The 19,795-nt window shown below is 56.5% G+C and carries 18 protein-coding genes; 17 read left to right on the top strand and 1 reads right to left on the bottom strand.

Annotated elements, in window-relative coordinates; translation table 11 throughout:
- The first annotated feature begins 18 nt into the window (after positions 1 to 18).
- The 6 genes from ACXJGX_RS06945 (at position 19) to ACXJGX_RS06920 (ending at position 4,797) form a co-directional block, all read left to right on the top strand.
- On the top strand, positions 19 to 330 hold the full coding sequence (locus ACXJGX_RS06945) for a cupin domain-containing protein (RefSeq protein ID WP_474779996.1): 312 nt from the start codon (positions 19 to 21) through the stop codon (positions 328 to 330).
- A gap of 14 nt (positions 331 to 344) precedes the next feature.
- Positions 345 to 1,169 (top strand): 5-dehydro-4-deoxy-D-glucuronate isomerase, encoded by an 825-nt coding sequence (gene kduI, locus ACXJGX_RS06940; RefSeq protein WP_474779994.1) that lies wholly within the window; start codon positions 345 to 347, stop codon positions 1,167 to 1,169.
- Entirely contained in the window at positions 1,166 to 1,894 is a 729-nt protein-coding gene (gene kduD, locus ACXJGX_RS06935) for a 2-dehydro-3-deoxy-D-gluconate 5-dehydrogenase KduD (RefSeq protein ID WP_474779992.1), read from the top strand. Before kduI ends, kduD begins: the two co-directional genes overlap by 4 nt.
- Positions 1,884 to 3,323 (top strand): mannitol dehydrogenase family protein, encoded by a 1,440-nt coding sequence (locus tag ACXJGX_RS06930; protein ID WP_474779990.1) that lies wholly within the window; start codon positions 1,884 to 1,886, stop codon positions 3,321 to 3,323. Before kduD ends, ACXJGX_RS06930 begins: the two co-directional genes overlap by 11 nt.
- Positions 3,323 to 4,498, top strand: coding sequence for a mannonate dehydratase (gene uxuA / locus ACXJGX_RS06925; protein ID WP_474779988.1), 1,176 nt, complete (start codon positions 3,323 to 3,325; stop codon positions 4,496 to 4,498). Before ACXJGX_RS06930 ends, uxuA begins: the two co-directional genes overlap by 1 nt.
- A gap of 113 nt (positions 4,499 to 4,611) precedes the next feature.
- Entirely contained in the window at positions 4,612 to 4,797 is a 186-nt protein-coding gene (locus ACXJGX_RS06920; protein ID WP_474779986.1) for a hypothetical protein, read from the top strand.
- A 4-nt stretch (positions 4,798 to 4,801) separates the two neighbouring features.
- Here the strand turns inward: ACXJGX_RS06920 and ACXJGX_RS06915 are convergent, their stop codons facing one another.
- The gene (locus ACXJGX_RS06915) at positions 4,802 to 5,785 is read right to left on the bottom strand and encodes a LysR family transcriptional regulator (RefSeq protein WP_474779984.1); all 984 of its coding nucleotides are present in this window, start codon (positions 5,783 to 5,785) and stop codon (positions 4,802 to 4,804) included.
- A gap of 195 nt (positions 5,786 to 5,980) precedes the next feature.
- Here ACXJGX_RS06915 and chvE point away from each other — a divergent pair, with 195 nt between their 5' ends.
- From chvE to yjfF, 11 genes are all read left to right on the top strand, one after another.
- Positions 5,981 to 7,042: a multiple monosaccharide ABC transporter substrate-binding protein gene (chvE, locus tag ACXJGX_RS06910; RefSeq protein WP_474779982.1), complete on the top strand. Its 1,062-nt coding sequence runs from the start codon at positions 5,981 to 5,983 to the stop codon at positions 7,040 to 7,042.
- A gap of 117 nt (positions 7,043 to 7,159) precedes the next feature.
- Positions 7,160 to 8,692 (top strand): multiple monosaccharide ABC transporter ATP-binding protein, encoded by a 1,533-nt coding sequence (gene mmsA / locus ACXJGX_RS06905; protein WP_474779980.1) that lies wholly within the window; start codon positions 7,160 to 7,162, stop codon positions 8,690 to 8,692.
- The gene (mmsB, locus tag ACXJGX_RS06900) at positions 8,689 to 9,897 is read left to right on the top strand and encodes a multiple monosaccharide ABC transporter permease (RefSeq protein ID WP_474779978.1); all 1,209 of its coding nucleotides are present in this window, start codon (positions 8,689 to 8,691) and stop codon (positions 9,895 to 9,897) included. The genes mmsA and mmsB overlap by 4 nt, the downstream gene beginning before the upstream one ends.
- 4 nt (positions 9,898 to 9,901) lie before the next feature.
- On the top strand, positions 9,902 to 10,885 hold the full coding sequence (araD1, locus tag ACXJGX_RS06895; protein WP_474779976.1) for an AraD1 family protein: 984 nt from the start codon (positions 9,902 to 9,904) through the stop codon (positions 10,883 to 10,885).
- 9 nt (positions 10,886 to 10,894) lie between these two features.
- Positions 10,895 to 12,637, top strand: a complete 1,743-nt coding sequence (araD, locus tag ACXJGX_RS06890; protein ID WP_474779974.1) for an L-arabinonate dehydratase — start codon at positions 10,895 to 10,897, stop codon at positions 12,635 to 12,637.
- Positions 12,624 to 13,580 (top strand): Gfo/Idh/MocA family protein, encoded by a 957-nt coding sequence (locus tag ACXJGX_RS06885; RefSeq protein WP_474779972.1) that lies wholly within the window; start codon positions 12,624 to 12,626, stop codon positions 13,578 to 13,580. The genes araD and ACXJGX_RS06885 overlap by 14 nt, the downstream gene beginning before the upstream one ends.
- A 15-nt stretch (positions 13,581 to 13,595) precedes the next feature.
- On the top strand, positions 13,596 to 15,119 hold the full coding sequence (locus tag ACXJGX_RS06880; protein ID WP_474779970.1) for an aldehyde dehydrogenase (NADP(+)): 1,524 nt from the start codon (positions 13,596 to 13,598) through the stop codon (positions 15,117 to 15,119).
- Between the two features lie 122 nt (positions 15,120 to 15,241).
- A complete protein-coding gene (ytfQ, locus tag ACXJGX_RS06875) occupies positions 15,242 to 16,192 on the top strand; it encodes a galactofuranose ABC transporter, galactofuranose-binding protein YtfQ (protein WP_474779968.1) in 951 nt (316 codons plus the stop codon).
- Between the two features lie 90 nt (positions 16,193 to 16,282).
- Positions 16,283 to 17,797, top strand: a complete 1,515-nt coding sequence (locus ACXJGX_RS06870) for a sugar ABC transporter ATP-binding protein (RefSeq protein WP_474779966.1) — start codon at positions 16,283 to 16,285, stop codon at positions 17,795 to 17,797.
- Complete coding sequence (locus ACXJGX_RS06865; RefSeq protein WP_474779964.1) at positions 17,794 to 18,807, top strand: ABC transporter permease; 1,014 nt, start codon at positions 17,794 to 17,796, stop codon at positions 18,805 to 18,807. Before ACXJGX_RS06870 ends, ACXJGX_RS06865 begins: the two co-directional genes overlap by 4 nt.
- Entirely contained in the window at positions 18,807 to 19,781 is a 975-nt protein-coding gene (yjfF, locus tag ACXJGX_RS06860; protein WP_474779962.1) for a galactofuranose ABC transporter, permease protein YjfF, read from the top strand. Before ACXJGX_RS06865 ends, yjfF begins: the two co-directional genes overlap by 1 nt.
- The last annotated feature ends 14 nt before the right edge of the window (positions 19,782 to 19,795 follow it).

Genomic DNA, 19,795 nt, shown 5'->3' with positions numbered 1-19,795 from the left:
AATAAGATCGAGACTGAAATGCTGAAAACCTATCCCAAGGCCCACCCCGATACGGGCGTCACCCGGCAGGTGTTGTCGGAAAATGAAAGCCTGATGGTGGTGTCATTCAGCTTTGATGCTGATGCCAAAGGCGCGCTGCATAGCCACCCGCATGTGCAATCCACCTATGTCGAAAGCGGGCGTTTCCGGTTCACGTTATCTGGACAGGATTTCGAGGTCGGGCCGGGCGATAGCTTTGTTATTCCATCTGGTGCGGAACACGGCTGTGTCTGCCTGGCACCTGGTCGGCTGATCGATACTTTCACACCTCGCCGCGACGACTTTCTTTGAAAAGGACCCTCCCCATGCTGAAATCTGAAACCCGCTACGCCATTGACCCTGCCACAGCAAAGACGCTGGATACCGAAGGGTTGCGCAGCCACTTTCACGTGGGGGGGCTGTTTGCAGATGGTGAAATCAAACTGGTCTATAGCCACTATGACCGTCTGATCCTTGGGTCGGCTGTACCCGGTAACGGCACGCTGACGCTGACTGACATGCCGGAAACGGGTACCAAGACGTTTCTAGAGCGTCGCGAAATGGCTGTTTTGAACATTGGCGACACTGGGACGGTAAAGGTCGATGGTGCTGCATATGAATTAGCCAAAGGCGAAGTGTTATACGTCGGCATGGGCGGCGGCGCCGTTGAATTTTCCGGTGCAGGCCGGTTCTATATTCTGTCGGCCCCTGCGCATCAGTCATATCCGACCACGCACATCCGTGAATCGGACGCCCGCCGTGTTGAAATGGGGTCACGTGAACAAGCGAACGAGCGCGTGATCATTCAGGTGCTTCACCCTGAAGTCTGCAAAAGCTGCCAGCTTTTGATGGGATATACCCAGTTTAAGCCCGGTTCGTTGTGGAACACGATGCCGGCACACCTGCACGATCGCCGCATGGAGGCATACCTATATTTTGACGTGAACCCGGATCAGCGCGTATTCCACTTTATGGGCGAACCGTCTGAAACCCGTCATATGGTGATCGCAAACGAAGAGGCCATCATTTCCCCGCCGTGGTCAATCCACTGTGGTGCGGGCACCGGGTCGTATACATTTTGCTGGGCGATGGCTGGTGACAACGTCGATTTCACAGACATGGATATGGTCGCGATGGGGGATTTGCGGTGAACCCGTTCGATCTGACAGGAAAACGGGCGCTGGTAACAGGCGCAAACACCGGCATTGGGCAGGCCATCGCGGTTGCGTTGGGAAACGCGGGGGCACAGGTTGTCTGCGCGGGCCGCTCTGGCATGGAAGAAACTTTGGCTTTGGTCCCAACTGGGGCCGCGCTTCAGCTGGATTTTTCAGACCCGATGGCCGCGCGTGATGTGTTTAACGATCAGCAAATCGATATTCTGGTCAATAACGCCGGGATCATCCGCCGCGCTGACAGCATCGATTTTTCCGAGGCTGATTGGGATGACGTCATGGACGTCAACTTGAAGGCGGTGTTTTTCACCTGTCAGGCATTTGCCAAGGCCGCGTTGGCGCGGCAAACGGGCGGCAAGATCATTAACATCGCGTCACTTTTGTCGTTTCAAGGGGGCATCCGTGTGCCATCCTACACCGCATCCAAGCATGGTATAGCCGGGCTGACAAAGCTGATGGCGAATGAATGGGCCGCGAAGGGGATCAACGTGAACGCGCTTGCCCCCGGCTATATTTCGACGAACAACACCACCGCCTTGCGCGCAGACGAAGACCGCAACAAAGCGATCCTTGACCGTATTCCGGCTGGGCGTTGGGGTGATGCGTCCGACATGGGCGGCGCGGCCGTTTTCCTTGCGTCATCTGCGGCAAACTATGTGCACGGTGCCGTGCTGAATGTTGATGGAGGCTGGCTTGCCCGCTAACCCGATTTTGCGCCGCTCTGCTGCGCCGCGCCCGAACGTTGGCATTGTCCACCTTGGGCCGGGCGCATTCTTTCGCGCCTTCAATGCGCCGTTTACTGCCGAAGCGATGGCAAAATCCGGTGGTGACTGGGGTATTCTGGCAGTGAGCCTGCGCAGCGCTGATATCCGCGATAAACTTGCGCCCCAAGATTGCGCCTACACCGCCGTGACGCTTGCCCCGCAAGATGCCCGGTACACGGTTATCGAGGTGATTGAAGACATCCTTGTGGCCCCCGAAAATCCGGGCGCGGTTCTGTCATCGATGGCCAATGCGGATGTTAAGATCGTATCAACCACGATCACCGAAAAAGGATACTGCCACAACCCAGCCACCGGGAAATTGCGGTTGGATGACCCTGATATAGCGCATGATTTGGCCCACCCGGATGCGCCCCGTTCGGCGATCGGATTTATTGTTCATGCACTGGATATGCGTCGCAAGGCGGGCATTGCGCCGTTCACCGTGATGTCTTGCGATAACCTGCCCAGCAACGGTCCACTGACCCGCGGTGTCGTGCTGGATTTTGCGCATGCATTTGATGCCGGTCTGGCGGCGTGGATTGACGCCAACGTCCGGTTTCCAGCGACGATGGTTGACCGCATCACGCCTGCGACAACCCCGTCTGATGTTGCCGCGCTGGCCGCGCAGCAGGGCTATGTCGATAGTGCCTGCGTCATGCATGAACCATTTCGGCAATGGGTGATCGAAGACAACTTTGTGAATGGCGACCGCCCTGATTGGGGCAGCGTTGGCGCGCAACTTGTCAGTGATGTCGACGCGTTCGAACTGATGAAATTGCGCTGTTTGAATGGCACCCATTCAATACTTGCTTACTTGGGGTATCTGGCCGGGTATGAAACCATCGCCGAAACAGTGGCGGACCCTGCATTTGCCAAACTGATCAACGCGTTATGGGCGAACGAAATCACCCCGACGGTGCCGCAACCCGAAGGCGAAGATTTGTCGGCCTACTGCGCGGCTTTGCTGACCCGCTACCAAAACCCGGCCATCCGGCACCGCACATGGCAGATCGCCATGGACGGGTCACAGAAACTGCCGCAGCGGTTGCTGGCAACCGCCGCTGATAACCTTGCTGCGGGGCGCGACATTCCGGGCCTTGCATTGGGGGTTGCGGGTTGGATGCGCTATGTCGGCGGTATCGACGAAAACGGGGCCGCGATCGACGTCAAGGACCCGTTGGCCGAACAGTTGCGCAGGGCCTATGACAGCAGCGACGTTCCAGAGGAAAAGGTCGCGGCCTTGCTTGCCATCACAGATGTATTTACGCCAGCCTTGGCCGCGAACACCGTGTTCAGGACGGCGGTCTCCCAAGCATTTCTGCGCCTTCTCGAAGATGGTGCGCAGCCAACAGTCCAAGGTTTAATCTGATGCAGGAAACATGGCGGTGGTACGGCCCTTTTGACAAAATTACCCTGCCCGAAATTGCGCAAACTGGTGCAACCGGGATCGTGAACGCCTTGCACGAGGTGCCATATGGCGACGTGTGGGATGCCGATGCGATTGCGGCGCGGGCAGGGGAAATTCGCGCTGCTGGCTTTGAATGGTCGGTCGTCGAAAGCCTTCCAATCCACGAACGGATCAAACGCGGCGAAGGTGATCTAACCCAGCTTTTTGCAAATTACCGTCAGTCGATGGCGCATTTGGCAGCTTCCGGCGTAAAGGTCATTTGTTATAACTTTATGCCGCTTTTGGACTGGACCCGGACCGACCTGACCGCGCCTGTCGCACGCGGGGGGACCTGCCTGCGGTTCGAAGCCTACCGGATGGCTGCGTTTGAAATTCACATGCTGGGACGCGCCGCGGCAGAAGATGATTACCCGCAAGAGGTGCGCCAGCGTGCGGCGATCTGGTTCCAACAGTCCACCCAAGCCGATCGTGACGCGCTACTGCATGCGATCATGTCGGGGCTGCCCGGCGCCTATGACCGTTATGACGTGGATGGGTTGAAGCGGGCGCTGACCCTTTACGATGGGCTAGACCGGGCGGAATTGCGGGCCAACTATAATCGGTTCCTCAAAGAGGTGATCCCCACCGCCGAAGACCTTGGTATGCGCCTATGCGTCCATCCCGATGACCCGCCGCGTGATATTTTAGGCCTGCCGCGCATCGTGTCCAACGCCGCTGACATCCAGTGGATTATGGATGCGGTCGACAGCCCTGCAAACGGGCTTACGCTGTGTTCGGGGTCGCTTGGCGCAAACCCTGCCAATGATGTTCCGGCGATCGCCGCTGCCAATGCGGCGCGCATTCATTTTGCGCACCTGCGCAATGTACGCAAAGACCCCGATGGCGCCTTTGAAGAGGCTGCGCATTTAGAAGGTGACACCGATATGGTTGCGTTGATCAAGGTTTTGCTCGACGAAGAACAGCGACGGCATGCGGTTGGCCGCGCTGATGCGTCAATCCCGTTCCGGCCTGACCATGGGCATGAACTGCTATCGGATGCCGCACGTGCGACCCACCCCGGCTATCCGTTGATCGGACGCTTGCGGGGGTTGGCGGAACTGCGTGGCGTTATCGCTGGGCTGTCTTACGGCAGGTAACTGTCAGCCTATGATTGCCCAACAGGCGCAATGAGTCGCGCGACATGAGAAGCCGTCGGAAAATGTGTGATAACGGGATCAGATATTGGCACGCATATCAATTCGGCGGTGCCATGGGTGACTGGGGCGTCGGCGGTTTTGACCGCGCTGGTATCGACACCGCTGGCCCGTGCAGCCCCCGGTTTCGCGCTGTACAGTTTTCCGCCGCCGACATGACCCGGTTGCTGAAGAATTGGCTGCATATGCAAGGGGTTGATTTGCACGACGTGCGGCCCGGCACAATTTTTCTGGCCGAATAAAAAATCACGTCGTTTCTGATTTCTGAATGGTTTCTAGCCGCGTCGCGAGCTGTGTTAACACCCGTTGCACCGCAGGGGTCGGCTCATAGCCGCGTCTCTGGATCAAAGAGTATGGCTCGACGATCATGTCTTGTGCCAAATCCAGCGTGCGAATGTTGCTGCCCAGTCGCGACGATTTTGTAAACAAATCCCCGACCGACCGGGCAATCGGCGCAATCGCGTTGGTTTCACTGATCAGGGCCAGTGTCATCAGCAGCGACGACGTACTAACCACCCGCATTGGGGGCTGTAGCCCGTGTTCCATGATGTATTTTTCGGCTGTCCGCCGCAGCAAACCGGTTTGCGATTGCATGATCCAGTCGTAGTCCAGACAATCCTTGAGCGTCAGGTCAGGTTTGTTCAAAAGAGAATGCCCCGCACGTACGATCAACGCCAAGGGTTCCGGCCCAATGGGACGTAAAGTCACCGCGCGCGGGTCCATCGTCGCCAACAGCCGGCCAATATAGAAATCCAAGTCATGCGCCAGTAACGCCTCTGACAGCTTGTCTGATGTGTCGACAAGCACGTCAAATTCGATGTCAGGATAGGTAATCCGAAGTTCGCGGATAATGGGCATTATCAATTCAAGCCCCGGTCCGGTCACGGTGCCGATGCGGACCACACCGCGTGCGCCTGCGTTCATCAACGACAGATCGGCAAACGCCCCATCCAATTCGTGAAGCGTCGCGCGCGCGCGCGCAGCAAATGCAATCCCGGCTTCGGTCAGAACAACGCCACGCGGGTGGCGTTCATAAAGCTTGCAGGCGGTGGCCTTTTCAAGATCTGCCAGCAGACGCGATGCCGCAGGCTGGGTGATGCCCAACAGACCCGCAGCACTCGATATTTGTCCAGTGTCCTGAATCGAAACAATCAGGCGTAATTGCGAAAACCGAAGCCCGCGCTGGATAAGACGGTCAGTCTGGCCGTGTTCGCGGGTCTGGATTTGCAAGGCGCCACCTGTTTTGATATGTCACATATGATATATCAAATGGCCGATTTCTGATTTGATTGCAATGACGAAGCTCGCCATCATACGGATCGCACCACATATTGGGGGACACTATGTCAATGTGTTGGGGGCAAGGACACTGCATGCCGATTTCTGATCAGTTTTTGATCAATTGCATGCGCCAGGGAGGAAAATATGACTGGTCTTAAGAAAATTCTCGCGACAACAGCGTTGGTCGCATTCGGTTCTGCTGCTACGGCGCAGGACGCAGGTTATGTTGGTATCGCAATGCCGACAAAATCGTCGGCACGCTGGATCGCCGACGGCGAAAACATGGTGCAGCAGTTCGAAGCTGCGGGTTACACCGTTGATCTGCAATACGCAGAAGACGATATTCCAAACCAGTTGGCTCAGATTGAAAACATGATCACCAAAGGTGTGGATGTTCTGGTGATTGCTGCCATCGACGGCACCACATTGTCGAACGCGCTGGCCAATGCCGCGGCGTCCGACATCGAAGTTGTGGCCTACGACCGTCTGATCCGCGACAGTGGCGACGTAAGCTATTACGCTACGTTCGACAACTTTAAGGTCGGCGTTCAGCAGGCAACAACAGTGGTCAATGGCCTGCAAGAACGGTTCCCTGATGACAAGCCTTGGAACGTTGAACTGTTCGGCGGCAGCCCGGACGACAACAACGCCTATTTCTTCTACAATGGTGGCATGTCTGTTTTGCAGCCGCTGATCGATTCTGGTGACATCGTCATCGGTTCCGGCCAGATGGGGATGGATACGGTCGGTACATTGCGGTGGGATGGTTCTGTCGCACAGGCGCGTATGGATAACCTGTTGTCCGCCAACTACAGCGATTCACATGTGCACGGCGTTCTGTCGCCTTACGATGGTCTGTCCATCGGCATCCTGTCGTCGCTGAAAGGTGTGGGTTACGGGTCTGGCGATATGCCAATGCCAATCGTTTCTGGTCAGGACGCCGAGGTCCCTTCGGTCAAATCCATGATCGCAGGCGAACAGTATTCGACAATCTTTAAAGATACCCGTGAACTGGCCCGCGTCACCGTCGGTATGGTCGAGGCAATCTTGAACGATGGCGAACCTGAAATTAACGACACCACCACCTATGACAACGGTGTCAAAGTGATCCCGTCCTACCTGTTGGAGCCAGTGGCTGTGACCGTGGACAACTGGGAATCTGTTCTTCTCGATAGCGGTTACTACACCCGCGATCAGGTCGAATAAGACACGTCTCCCACGACAGCGACGCAGTGTCCGCGTCGCTGTCACTTTGGTTCCTGCCGACCCTTTGACGTGCCGGTGGGAACCCATTTATGCAGCTCAAGTGAGAGCAAAAACAACATGTCCACTATTCTTGAAATGCGTGCGATCACCAAGGAATTTCCCGGTGTAAAAGCGCTGGATCAGGTCAGCCTGTCCGTGGCCGAGGGTGAAATCCACGCACTTGTTGGTGAAAACGGTGCGGGTAAGTCGACCCTGATGAAGGTCCTGTCTGGTGTATATCCCCATGGCACCTATACTGGCGACATCGTCTATGACGATCAAATCAAAGCCTTTGCCAATATCCGCAATAGCGAAGATGACGGGATCATCATCATTCATCAGGAATTGGCGTTGGTGCCGCTTTTGTCGATCGCCGAGAATATTTTTTTGGGCAACGAACGCAGCAACCGCGGCGTGATCGACTGGCACGAAACCCGCAGTGCGGCCGCCGAAGTGATGGCGCGTGTCGGGCTGGATGAACACCCCGATACGATTGTGGACACATTGGGTCTGGGCAAACAGCAGCTGGTTGAAATCGCCAAAGCCTTGTCCAAGAACGTCCGTTTGCTGATTTTGGACGAACCCACATCGTCCCTGAATGAAACCGACAGCGAAAAACTGTTGGACTTGTTGCTTGAATTCAAATCGCGCGGCATCACGTCGATCTTGATTTCGCACAAGCTGAATGAAATTTCACGTGTCGCTGACACCATCACCGTTATCCGCGACGGCGCTGCCGTATCGCGTTTGGATTGCAGTAGCGGGATCAGCGAAGACGATATTATCCGCGATATGGTTGGCCGGTCACTGGATGACCGGTATCCCGTGCGCGTGCCGCACAAGCGCGATGAAATTGCGATGGAAGTCAAAAACTGGTCGGTGACCCACCCCCTGCATGCCGAACGCGAGGTCGTCAAAGACGTCTCTTTTCATGTCAACAAAGGCGAAGTGCTGGGTATCGCGGGCCTGATGGGCGCTGGGCGTACCGAACTGGCAATGTCACTGTTCGGCCGCAGCTATGGCGCGCACATCCGAGGCGAGGTGTTGATCAACGGCGCGCCTGTCGATCTATCAAACGTCCGCCGCGCGATTGATGCGGGCCTTGCCTATGCGACAGAAGATCGCAAAACCTATGGTTTGGTGCTGGACGATACGATCCGGCGGAACGTGCCTTTGGCCAACCTCGAAGGTGTCGCGAACGGGCTTGTTGTGGACGGCACCAAAGAGGCTTCTGTCGCAAACCAGTACCGCGACCGCTTGAACATCAAATCCAGCTCGATCGAGCAGGAAACAATCAATCTGTCGGGCGGGAACCAGCAAAAGGTCGTGCTGTCGAAATGGCTGTTTGCGGACCCTGACGTGCTGATCCTTGACGAACCGACGCGCGGCATCGACGTCGGCGCGAAATTCGAAATTTATACTGTCATCCGTGAACTGGCCGCATCCGGCAAGGCGATCATCGTGATCTCGTCGGAATTGCCCGAACTATTGGGCGTCACTGACCGACTATATGTCATGAACGAAGGCCGCTTTGTCGGCGAAATGCCAACAACAGGCGCAACCCAAGAAAAAATCATGGCGACCATCATTAAATCAGGAAACCAGGCATGACCGAGGCAACCACGACACATAAAAACGATCAGCCGAAAATGCAGGTCAAATCCAGCTGGTCATTTCTGCGCAGCCATATGCGTGAATACGGAATTCTGTTCGCGCTCGTCGCGATCATGATCTTTTTCCAGATTGCGACGGGCGGGATCCTGTTAAAACCGCTCAATTTGACGAACCTGATTTTGCAGAACTCTTATATCATCATCATGGCGGTGGGCATGTTGCTGGTGATTGTAGCCGGGCACATTGACCTGTCGGTTGGATCGGTCATGGGGTTCATCGGTGCATTGGCTGCTGTCATGATCGTAAATTGGGGCATCCCTTATCCTGTGGCTGCGGTGCTGTGTTTGGGGGCCGGGGCAATTATCGGCATGGCCCAAGGATTCTGGATCGCCTATCTGCGTATCCCGTCGTTTATTGTGACGCTCGCAGGGATGCTGGTGTTCAAAGGGTTGATGATGTGGCTGTTGGCCGGTCAATCTGTCGGGCCATTTCCGCCGCAGTTTCAGTTGATTTCGTCCGGATTTATTCCTGACCTGTTCAATGGCGAGGACATCAATGCGTTCTCTTTGTTCTTGGGCGCCGCTGTCGCCGCGTTGATTGCCGGTCTGGCAATCCGCAGCAGAATGGATGCCGCCAAAACAGGTAGCATTGAAGAACCGTTTGTGTTCTTCGCCTCAAAGAATGCGCTGATTTTTCTGGCGCTGGTCAGCATGAGCTTTCTTTTGGCCGGGTTCCGCGGCCTGCCGAACGTCTTTATCGTGATGGCCTTGTTGATCGCGGTCTATTCGTTTGTGACGTCTCGGACGACGATGGGGCGGCGTATCTATGCGATTGGTGGGAATGAAAAGGCGGCCATGCTGTCCGGGATCAACAGCAAAAAGATCACCTTTTTGACATTTGCCAACATGGGGATGCTGGCCGCGCTTGCAGGGCTGGTATTTGCGGCGCGCCTGAATACCGCGACCCCCAAAGCCGGGCTTGGGTTTGAACTTGATGTGATCGCGGCGGTGTTTATCGGCGGTGCGTCGATGTCGGGTGGTGTCGGAACTGTTGTTGGTGCTGTGATCGGCGCGTTTATCATGGGTGTCATGAATAACGGGATGTCCATCCTTGGGATCGGCATTGACTGGCAACAAGTCATCAAAGGCCTTGTGCTTTTGGCTGCTGTTGTCTTTGACGTCTTGAATAAAAAGAAGGGTTAATCAGATGCTGATTTCACAATACCGCAAGGCTGATGGCCGTATCCAAATTGTCGCACGCGACGGCACAGAGGCCTATGAGGTTAATACCGATCATTCATTGTACGACTTGGCGATGGACTGCGCCGCAAACGGCAAGACACTATTTGCCTGTATATCCGAAATTGGTTTCGGGGACGCGGTTGATCTATCCGCGCTTTATGCGGCGGGCCAACTTTTACCGCCGCTTACCCACCCAGATCCGGCGCATTTGCATCTGACCGGGACCGGCCTGACCCACCTTGGGTCCGCATCAACGCGCGCATCGATGCATGCCAAAGCGGACGAAGAAACCGATTCCATGAAAATGTTCCGCATGGGGGTCGAGGCCGGAAAACCGGCGTCGGGACAGGTCGGCGTCCAGCCGGAATGGTTCTACAAGGGGACCGGTGCCGCACTTGTTGCGCCTGGCGCTGCGCTGGTGTCACCGTCGTTTGCGCTGGATGGTGGGGAAGAACCTGAACTGGCGGGCCTTTACATCATTGCGGCCGATGGCACACCATTCCGCCTTGGCTTTGCGCTAGCCAACGAATTTTCGGACCATGTGACAGAGCGCCAGAACTATCTTTACCTCGCGCATTCCAAATTGCGCCCCTGTTCGGTTGGGCCTGAAATGTTGATCGGCGATCTGCCCGATAGCGTAGAAGGGACAAGCAAAATCTTGCGTGGCGGCGACACGCTGTTTGAAAAGCCGTTCCTGTCCGGAGAGGCGAATATGTCGCATACAATCGCCAATTTGGAACATCACCATTTTAAATATGATGTTTTCCGCCAGCCCGGCGATGTGCATGTCCATATGTTTGGTACGGCCACCCTGTCCTTTGCGGATGGCGTCGCACCGCAAGACGGCGATGTCTTTGAAATCAGTGCGCCCGCTTTTGGCCTGCCGCTGCGCAACGCCCTGTCCACCACCCCTGTGACGTCCGGCGCTGTCGCCGTTCGCAAGCTGTAGGAGCCGACCATGACCTTTGTCCCCGCTAAGTGGCCCCGCAAATTGCGTTCGCAAGAATGGTACGGCGGCAATTCCCGCGATAATATCTATCACCGTGGCTGGCTGAAAAACCAAGGCTACCCGCATGACCTGTTCGACGGGCGTCCGGTGATTGGCATTCTGAACACTTGGTCGGAACTGACCCCCTGTAACGGCCACCTGCGTGAACTGGCTGAAAAGGTGAAGGCCGGGATCTGGGAGGCTGGCGGTTTCCCCGTCGAGGTGCCTGTTTTTTCGGCCTCGGAAAACACCTTTCGTCCGACGGCAATGATGTATCGCAACCTTGCGGCGATGGCGGTCGAAGAAGTGATGCGCGCGCAACCCATTGACGGCGCGGTTCTTCTTGTCGGTTGCGACAAAACCACGCCATCCTTGATGATGGGCGCCGCCAGTACCGACATCCCCTCGATCGTTGTCACCGGTGGGCCGATGCTGAACGGCTGGTTCCGCGGCGAACGTGTCGGGTCGGGTACCGCGCTTTGGCAAATGTCCGAAGACATCAAAGCCGGTAAAATGACCCAAGAAGATTTCCTAGAGGCCGAACAGGCAATGAGCCGGTCGTCGGGAACCTGCAACACAATGGGTACCGCATCAACGATGGCATCCATGGCCGAGGCATTGGGCATGGCCCTGTCCGGCAACGCAGCCATTCCCGGTGTTGATAGCCGTCGCAAGGTGATGGCCCAAATGACGGGCCGCCGCATTGTGCAGATGGTTAAGGACGACCTGAAACCGTCCGACATCCTGACCAAACAAGCCTTTGAAAACGCGATCCGTGCCAATGGTGCGATCGGCGGATCGACCAATGCGGTCATCCATCTTCTTGCGCTTGCTGGCCGTGTCGAAGTTGATCTGACCTTGGACGACTGGGACCGGTGCGGACGCGACGTGCCAACAATTGTCAACCTGATGCCATCGGGCAAGTACCTGATGGAAGAATTCTTTTATGCGGGCGGTTTGCCTGTGGTGCTGAAACGTCTTGGCGAAGCAGGCATGCTGCACAAAGACGCGCTGACCGTATCCGGCGAGGCGATCTGGTACGAAGTCAAAGACGCGACCAACTGGAACGAAGATGTGATTTTGCCTGTCGAAAAGGCGCTGGCGGCATCCGGTGGTATTGCGGTTCTTAAAGGGAACCTTGCACCAAAAGGCGCGGTGCTGAAACCCTCTGCGGCCAGCCCGCATCTGATGAAACACCGCGGCCGCGCCGTGGTGTTCGAAGATATCGACGACTACAAAGCCAAGATCAACGATGACGCGCTGGATATCGACGAAAACTGCGTCATGGTTTTGAAAAACTGCGGTCCCAAAGGGTACCCCGGCATGTCAGAAGTCGGGAACATGGGATTGCCGCCCAAAGTCCTGAAAAAAGGCATCACCGATATGGTCCGGATTTCAGACGCGCGGATGTCGGGCACGGCTTACGGCACCGTTGTGCTGCATACTGCCCCCGAAGCCGCGGCCGGTGGTCCACTGGCTGTGGTGCAAAACGGCGATATGATTGAATTAGATGTCGCCGCGCGCCGCATCCATCTGGATATTTCCGATGAAGAGCTTGCGACACGTTTGGCCGCATGGACCCCGGCTGCGCCGATGTTCACCAGCGGTTTTTCCAAGATGTTCGTTGACAACGTCGAAGGCGCTGACACCGGTGCGGATTTCGAAGTGCTGAAAGGCCAGCGCGGAAACGAGGTGCCCCGTGACAGTCACTAGTTCATCGGGCGCGGAACTGCGCGGCGCAAAGATCGCAATCCTTGGTGTGGGCAAAATTGCCCGCGACCAGCATATTCCGGCGATTGCTGGCAGTACCGCCTTTGATCTGGCCGCAACAGTCAGCCGCTCTGGCGGCGTCGACGGGGTCGAGAATTTCACCGACATCGACGCGTTGCTGGGCGCGCGCACGGATATTCCCGCGCTGTCGCTTTGTATGCCGCCGGTGCCGCGCTATGAAATTGCCGTAAAATCGTTGATGGCGGGCAAGCACACGATGCTGGAAAAACCGCCCGGCGCGACGGTAACCGAAGTCCGCAAGCTTGAAAAACTGGCCAAGGCGAAAGGCGTGACACTTTTTGCAACATGGCATTCGCGTTATGCTGCGGGTGTTGCGCGTACACGTGCGTGGTTGTCCGATCGCAAGATTACGTCGGTACAGATCGACTGGAAAGAAGATGTGCGGCGCTGGCACCCCGGTCAGGACTGGATCTGGGAGGCAGGCGGCCTTGGTGTGTTTGATCCGGGTATCAATGCCCTGTCAATCATGACCGAAATCCTGCCAAACCCGGTGCATCTGACCGGCGCAACCCTGTCGTTTCCCGAAAATAGGGCGACACCGATCGCCGCCGATCTGACATTTGCAGGGCCTGCTGGTATGGTCGTCAAAGCCGACTTTGATTGGCGGCAAGAGGGTCCACAGACGTGGAATATTACCGTTGAAACCACCGAAGGCACACTGAAGCTGACCGATGGCGGCGCGACGCTAACGATCAATGGTTTGGCGCAGAAACTAACCGATACCGGGGAATATCCCGGCCTTTACCACCGCTTCGCCGAACTGATCGAAGCAGGTCAATCCGATGTCGATATAAGCCCGCTCATGCATGTGGCGGATGCTTTCATGCTGGGTGACCGCAAAACTGTGGCGCCCTTTCACGAATGAACCCGAGGAATTAAGATGACTGATACGACACTCACCGGACAACATCTGATTGCAGGCACATGGGTAGATGGTGGTACGCCGTTCCAATCCGCACCTGCAACAGGTGACGCACTGACGATTCAATGTGGAGGTCAGGCCGAAGTTGACGCTGCGGTCAAAGCTGCCGAAGACGCGTTTGTGACTTACGGATGGACCAGTCGCGAAGCCCGCGCCGCATTTCTTGAGGCAATCGCCGATGAAATCGACGCGCGCGGTGATCAACTGACAACTGTTGGCCATGCAGAAACGGGTCTGCCAGAGGCACGTTTGCAAGGTGAACGTGGTCGCACATGTGGTCAGTTGCGGTTGTTCGCAGATCACATTCGCAAGGGCGATTACCTTGATTTCCGGCATGACGTTGCCTTGCCTGATCGCGCGCCACTGCCGCGCCCTGATTTGCGTATGATCCAACGCCCGATTGGACCTGTAGGTGTGTTTGGCGCATCCAACTTCCCGCTCGCGTTTTCGACTGCGGGCGGTGACACCGCGTCGGCACTCGCGGCAGGATGCCCGGTTGTGTTCAAAGGCCACCCCGGCCACCCCGGCACAGGCGAATTGGTTGCCCGCGCAATCGCGGCTGCAATCGAAAAGACCGGGATGCCAGCAGGTACATTTGGTTTCGTGCAGTCCAATACAAATGAAGCCGGTGAAGCCTTGGTGCGTCACCCGCTGATCCGCGCCGTTGGTTTCACTGGGTCGTTTGGTGGTGGCAAAGCGCTGTTTGACATCGCCATGTCGCGGCCTGAACCGATCCCGTTCTTTGGCGAACTGGGCGCAATCAACCCTGTTTTCGTCATGGATAGCGCGCTTTCTGCGCGCGGCGATGATATTGCCAAAGGCTGGGCGGCGTCGCTGACCATGGGTGTGGGCCAATTCTGTACCAACCCCGGAATTGTCGTGCTGACCGCGGGTGATGCCGCTGAAAGCTTTGCATCGGTTGCTGCGGCTGCATTGGGCGACGTGGCCCCGCAGGTGATGCTGACCGATGGCACCGCCGCTGCCTATGGGCGTGGTGTGACTGCACTGGCAAATGCCGGTGTTGCGACGGCGCTGAATACGCCCGCAGACGCCCCGGCCCGTTGTGCGGCACCTGCTGCATTTCGCGTGTCGGGTGCCGATTGGCTGGCACACCCTGAACTGGCCCACGAGGTCTTTGGACCCGCAGGCATCCTGATCTTCGCAAAAGATGCGGCCGAACGTGCGCAGATCGCCGCGAAACTGGACGGGCAACTGACGATTACCTTGCAAATGGACGACGCGGATATTGATGCTGCGCGGCCATTGATGCCCGTCTTTGAACGCAAAGCAGGGCGCATTTTGGTCAACGGCTTCCCGACCGGGGTCGAAGTTGCCGATGCGATGGTCCATGGCGGACCTTTCCCTGCATCCACGAATTTCGGCGCAACCAGCGTTGGGACATTGGCAATTCGGCGGTTTGTCCGTCCGGTTTGTTTCCAGAATATCCCGGATGCGCTGCTGCCCGAAGACGCAAAGAACTGAACCCCGAAAAGAGGGTGCTTTGCAAACCTGCAAGAAAGGGTGATCCGGCAAGCCGGGCCACCGAGGAGGAACATTAGTAAGGGAAGCACGTTGCGACCCGACTGTCTGGGAGGACAATTGCTATGATGAAGACTTTTATGATGACGACGGCTGCTACGCTTTGTTTCGCGGCCACTGCCCAAGCACAAACCATCGGCTTCTCGCAGATCGGATCTGAATCCGGTTGGCGTGCGGCGGAAACGACACTGACACGCCTTCAAGCCGAAGAGCGCGGCATCGACTTGCGGTTTTCGGACGCGCAGCAAAAGCAAGAAAACCAGATTGCCGCCATGCGGTCGTTCATCGCCCAAGGCGTTGACGCGATCCTGATCGCGCCAGTTGTTGCAACAGGCTGGGATTCCGTTCTGGAAGAAGCAAAAGAAGCCGATATTCCGGTTGTTTTGCTTGACCGTTCTGTCGACAGTTCTGACGATCTGTATTTAACTGCGGTCGGGTCCGATCTGGTCCACGAAGGCGAAGTTGCCGGTCAATGGCTGGTTGATACGGTTGGCGACGCGCCTTGCCGCGTTGTCGAATTGCAAGGTACGGCCGGTTCGTCCCCAGCGATTGACCGTAAAAACGGCTTTGAAGCCGGCATTGCAGGCCATGACAACATCGAAATCGTACGTAGCCAAACAGGTGACTTTACGCGGTCGTTGGGCAAAGAAGTCATGGAAAGCTTCTTGCAGGCTGAAAATGGTGGCGCTGACATCTGTGCGCTTTACGCACACAACGATGATATGGCTGTCGGCGCGATCCAAGCCATCAAAGAAGCTGGCCTGAACCCAGGTGAAGACATCCTGATCGTGTCAATTGACGCGGTGCCTGATATCTTCAAGGCAATGGCTGATGGCGACGCAAACGCAACCGTCGAGCTGACGCCAAACATGGCAGGTCCTGCATTTGACGCGCTGGCTGCCTATTGGGCTGATGGCACGCTGCCCCCCAAATTCATCCAAACGGAATCTGCGCTGTACACACAAGCAGACGATCCAGCGGCTGAATACGAAGCACGCAAAGATCTGGGTTATTAATCCTTTGATTTAATGCGCACCGGGCTGCGGCATGCGGCCCGGTGACGTCACAGGATTGCTACTGCAATTCCACAGTAGACGGGCTGAATTATGCTTTTATCTCTTCAATCTTTGTCCAAATCATTTCCGGGCACCAAAGCTCTCGACTGTGTCGATTTTGAGCTGGCCGCAGGCGAAGTGCATGCGTTGCTGGGCGAAAACGGCGCTGGAAAATCGACCCTGATTAAATGCATGACAGGCGCCTATCGCCGCGATGACGGTGATATTCGGCTGGATGGTGAACTGGTCTCACCGCAATCCACCTCAGAGGCGCAAGAACTGGGGATCGGGACGGTCTACCAAGAGGTCAACCTGCTGCCAAACCTGACGGTCGCGCAAAACCTGACATTCGGGCGCGAACCGCGCAGGTTCGGATTGATCGATACGCGCGCGCAAAAACGCCAAGCCCACGAGATGCTGGAAGGCTACGGACTTGATATTGATGTCGGCCGTGATCTGTCCACCTATTCCGTTGCCATCCAGCAGATCGTTGCCATCGCGCGTGCGGTCGCCGTATCTGGCAAAGTGTTGATCCTAGACGAACCAACTGCCAGCTTGGACGCTGCCGAAGTACGCATGCTGTTTGATGTGGTACGCAAGCTGCGTGATCAGGGGCTTGGTATTGTTTTCGTGTCGCATTTTCTGGATCAGGTGTTTGACCTCACCGACCGCGTGACTGTGCTGCGCAACGGGCAAAAGGTTGTGACGGTGAAAACCGCGGATCTTGATCGACTGGGTCTTATTCAACATATGTTGGGCCGCGAACTCGAGGCGGTATCGCCTGCCATGACGCGCACCAATACCGGCAAAGACCGCCCCGTCATGTTGGAATTCAAAGGCATGGGACGATCGGGCGTGATCGAACCCTTTGATCTGACAATCCGCGAAGGCGAGGTGACAGGGTTTGCGGGGTTGCTAGGATCGGGGCGCACCGAAAGTGCCGAACTTTTGTTTGGTCTGCGCCGTGCGCAGACTGGCACTGCCACTGACAAAGACGGTCCCGTGTCAATTGACAGCCCGCGTGCGGCCATTGCGTCGGGGTTTGGATTTGCGCCCGAAGATCGCAAAACAGACGGTATCGTGGCTGATCTGTCGATCCGCGAGAACATCATCTTGGCACTGCAAGCCCGCCGCGGCTGGGCGCGCCCCTTGCCGCGCGCGGAACAGGACCGTCTGGCCGCAGAATATATCAACAAGCTGGATATCCGCACATCCGACGCCGAAAAAGCAATCGGTGACCTGTCTGGCGGCAACCAGCAAAAGGTCGTTCTGGCCCGCTGGCTGGCGATGAACCCGCGGTTTTTGATCTTGGATGAACCGACCCGCGGGATCGATGTCGGTGCCCATGCCGAAATTTTGAAACTGGTTGAACAACTGACCCAAGACGGCATGGCCGTGCTGATCATTTCATCCGAATTGGATGAATTGGTTGTCGCAGCGCGGCGGGTGATCGTGATCCGTGATCGTCGCCATGTCGCAGAATTGGCAGGCGCGGCGGCGACCACCGACACGATTATGCGTGAAATCGCCACGCCGGACCACGAGACAACAGAGGTGCAGCCATGAACCGCGTGCTGAAACGCATCGCGCCGCAAGTGATCACGTTGATTGTTCTTGCGGCATTAGTCAGCTGGTTTTTCCCCAGCTTTCTGGAAATCGAAATTTCAGATGGCCGCCTTGTCGGACCCGTTATCGACATCGTGAAACGTGGCGCGCCGATCGCAATTTTGGGCGTCGGCATGACCCTTGTGGTTGCGACCGGCGGCATTGATCTGTCTGTTGGTACGGTCATGGCGATCACCGGTGCTGTGGCGGCCATGGCGCTGGTCAATGGTTGGGGTGTCCCGATTGCGATCATTCTTGCGCTGATCGCAGGCCTGATTGCAGGCATTTGGAACGGTGTTCTGGTTGCCTATATCGGTATTCAACCCATCGTCGCGACCCTGATTTTGATGACTGCGGGACGCGGGATTGCGCAACTGATCACCGAAGGCCGTATTCTTACCTTTAACGAACCCGCATTTGCATGGCTGGGATCAGGCAATTTGGCTGGAATTCCTGTTCCGGCGATTTTGTGGGTTTTGACGGCGATTTTAATCGCAATCCTGATGCGCCGAACAGCGCTTGGCCTGTTGATCGAAGCGATTGGGATCAACCAGCGTGCCAGCGCGCTGGCCGGGATCAACGCCAAAGTCATTCTGATTGCTGTCTACATGGCGTCGGGCCTGTGTGCTGCCCTGGCAGGGGTGATCACGACCGCAGATATTCTGGGGGCCGATGCCAACAACGCCGGGCTTTGGTTGGAACTTGATGCGATCCTTGCCGTCGTCATTGGCGGGAATTCTTTGCTGGGCGGGCGGTTTTCGATTGCTGCGACAGTATTGGGCGCGATGATCATTCAAACCATCGATACCGGCATTTTGCTGGCGGGTTTCCCATCTGAATATAACCTCGTGATCAAAGCCGTACTGGTTCTGGCCATTCTGATGATTCAATCCCCGCACCTCGCGCGCGAATGGGCATTGATCCGTCACCAAATTGCGCGCCGTCGTGCCGCACGCGAACAAGAGGTCTGATGATGAACCCCCGCGCTTATCCGCTTTTGGCGACCATCGCGATTTTTATCGTGTCTTACACCCTGTGTGCGCTGCAGTTCCCGACGATGTTTTCGACGCGTGTCGCGGGCAATCTCCTGACCGACAACGCCTATCTGGGCATTGTGGCCGTCGGGATGACGATCGTGATCTTTTCGGGTGGCATCGACCTGTCTGTTGGATCGGTGATCGCGTTTTCCGGTGTTTTCATCGCCGTCATGCTACGCGATACCAATCTGCACCCTCTGCTGATCTTCGCGCTGCTTTTGGTGATCACGACTTTGTTTGGCGCGGCGATGGGCGGGCTGATTGATTGGCTTGCGATGCCGCCCTTTATTGTGACGCTCGCGGGCATGTTTTTGGCGCGTGGTGTGGCCTACATGATGACGATTGAATCGATCCCGATCACGGATGAATTCTACACGATGCTGCAAAAGGCCTATTACCTGATGCCGGGCAAGGGCCGTTTGACGTTTATCGGGGTGCTGATGGTGGCGACGGTGGGCATCGGCATGATTGTTGCACACCGGACCCGGTTTGGAACGTCGGTCTTTGCACTGGGTGGGGGCGAAAATACGGCCCGGCTGATGGGTGTAAACGTGCGCCAAACCACGATGAAGATCTACGCGTTTTCAGGGTTTATGTCGGGCCTCGGGGGGATCGTTTTTTCGATTTATACCGGGTCCGGTTACCCGCTGGCCGCTGTTGGAACCGAATTGACGGCGATTGCGGCGGTGGTCATTGGTGGCACGCTGCTTGCCGGGGGCGCGGGATATGTGTTTGGCACGTTGATCGGCGTGCTGACCATGGGGTTGATCCAGACCTACATTGTATTCGACGGCACCCTGTCCAGTTGGTGGACGAAGATTGTGATCGGGATACTACTCTTGGTCTTTATCCTTTTGCAAAAAGGATTGGTGCACGTCTCCGCACGGCGGCAAAGCAGCCATGCGTGATGTTTGGGACTGAC

The organism is Yoonia sp. SWMV100, assembly GCF_056108365.1.
Note: the sequence above shows the minus strand (reverse complement) of the source record. Positions and strands in the feature narration are given on the sequence as shown.

Excerpts from the sequence above, each read along its gene's own strand:
- ACXJGX_RS06920 (WP_474779986.1), top strand. The coding sequence starts at position 4,612 with ATGGGTGACTGGGGCGTCGGCGGTTTTGACCGCGCTGGTATCGACACC.
- yjfF (WP_474779962.1), top strand. The coding sequence starts at position 18,807 with ATGATGAACCCCCGCGCTTATCCGCTTTTGGCGACCATCGCGATTTTT.
- mmsA (WP_474779980.1), top strand. The coding sequence starts at position 7,160 with ATGTCCACTATTCTTGAAATGCGTGCGATCACCAAGGAATTTCCCGGT.
- ACXJGX_RS06945 (WP_474779996.1), top strand. The coding sequence starts at position 19 with ATGCTGAAAACCTATCCCAAGGCCCACCCCGATACGGGCGTCACCCGG.
- ytfQ (WP_474779968.1), top strand. The coding sequence starts at position 15,242 with ATGATGAAGACTTTTATGATGACGACGGCTGCTACGCTTTGTTTCGCG.
- ACXJGX_RS06865 (WP_474779964.1), top strand. The coding sequence starts at position 17,794 with ATGAACCGCGTGCTGAAACGCATCGCGCCGCAAGTGATCACGTTGATT.
- mmsB (WP_474779978.1), top strand. The coding sequence starts at position 8,689 with ATGACCGAGGCAACCACGACACATAAAAACGATCAGCCGAAAATGCAG.
- araD (WP_474779974.1), top strand. The coding sequence starts at position 10,895 with ATGACCTTTGTCCCCGCTAAGTGGCCCCGCAAATTGCGTTCGCAAGAA.
- ACXJGX_RS06870 (WP_474779966.1), top strand. The coding sequence starts at position 16,283 with ATGCTTTTATCTCTTCAATCTTTGTCCAAATCATTTCCGGGCACCAAA.
- araD1 (WP_474779976.1), top strand. The coding sequence starts at position 9,902 with ATGCTGATTTCACAATACCGCAAGGCTGATGGCCGTATCCAAATTGTC.
- chvE (WP_474779982.1), top strand. The coding sequence starts at position 5,981 with ATGACTGGTCTTAAGAAAATTCTCGCGACAACAGCGTTGGTCGCATTC.
- uxuA (WP_474779988.1), top strand. The coding sequence starts at position 3,323 with ATGCAGGAAACATGGCGGTGGTACGGCCCTTTTGACAAAATTACCCTG.
- ACXJGX_RS06880 (WP_474779970.1), top strand. The coding sequence starts at position 13,596 with ATGACTGATACGACACTCACCGGACAACATCTGATTGCAGGCACATGG.
- kduI (WP_474779994.1), top strand. The coding sequence starts at position 345 with ATGCTGAAATCTGAAACCCGCTACGCCATTGACCCTGCCACAGCAAAG.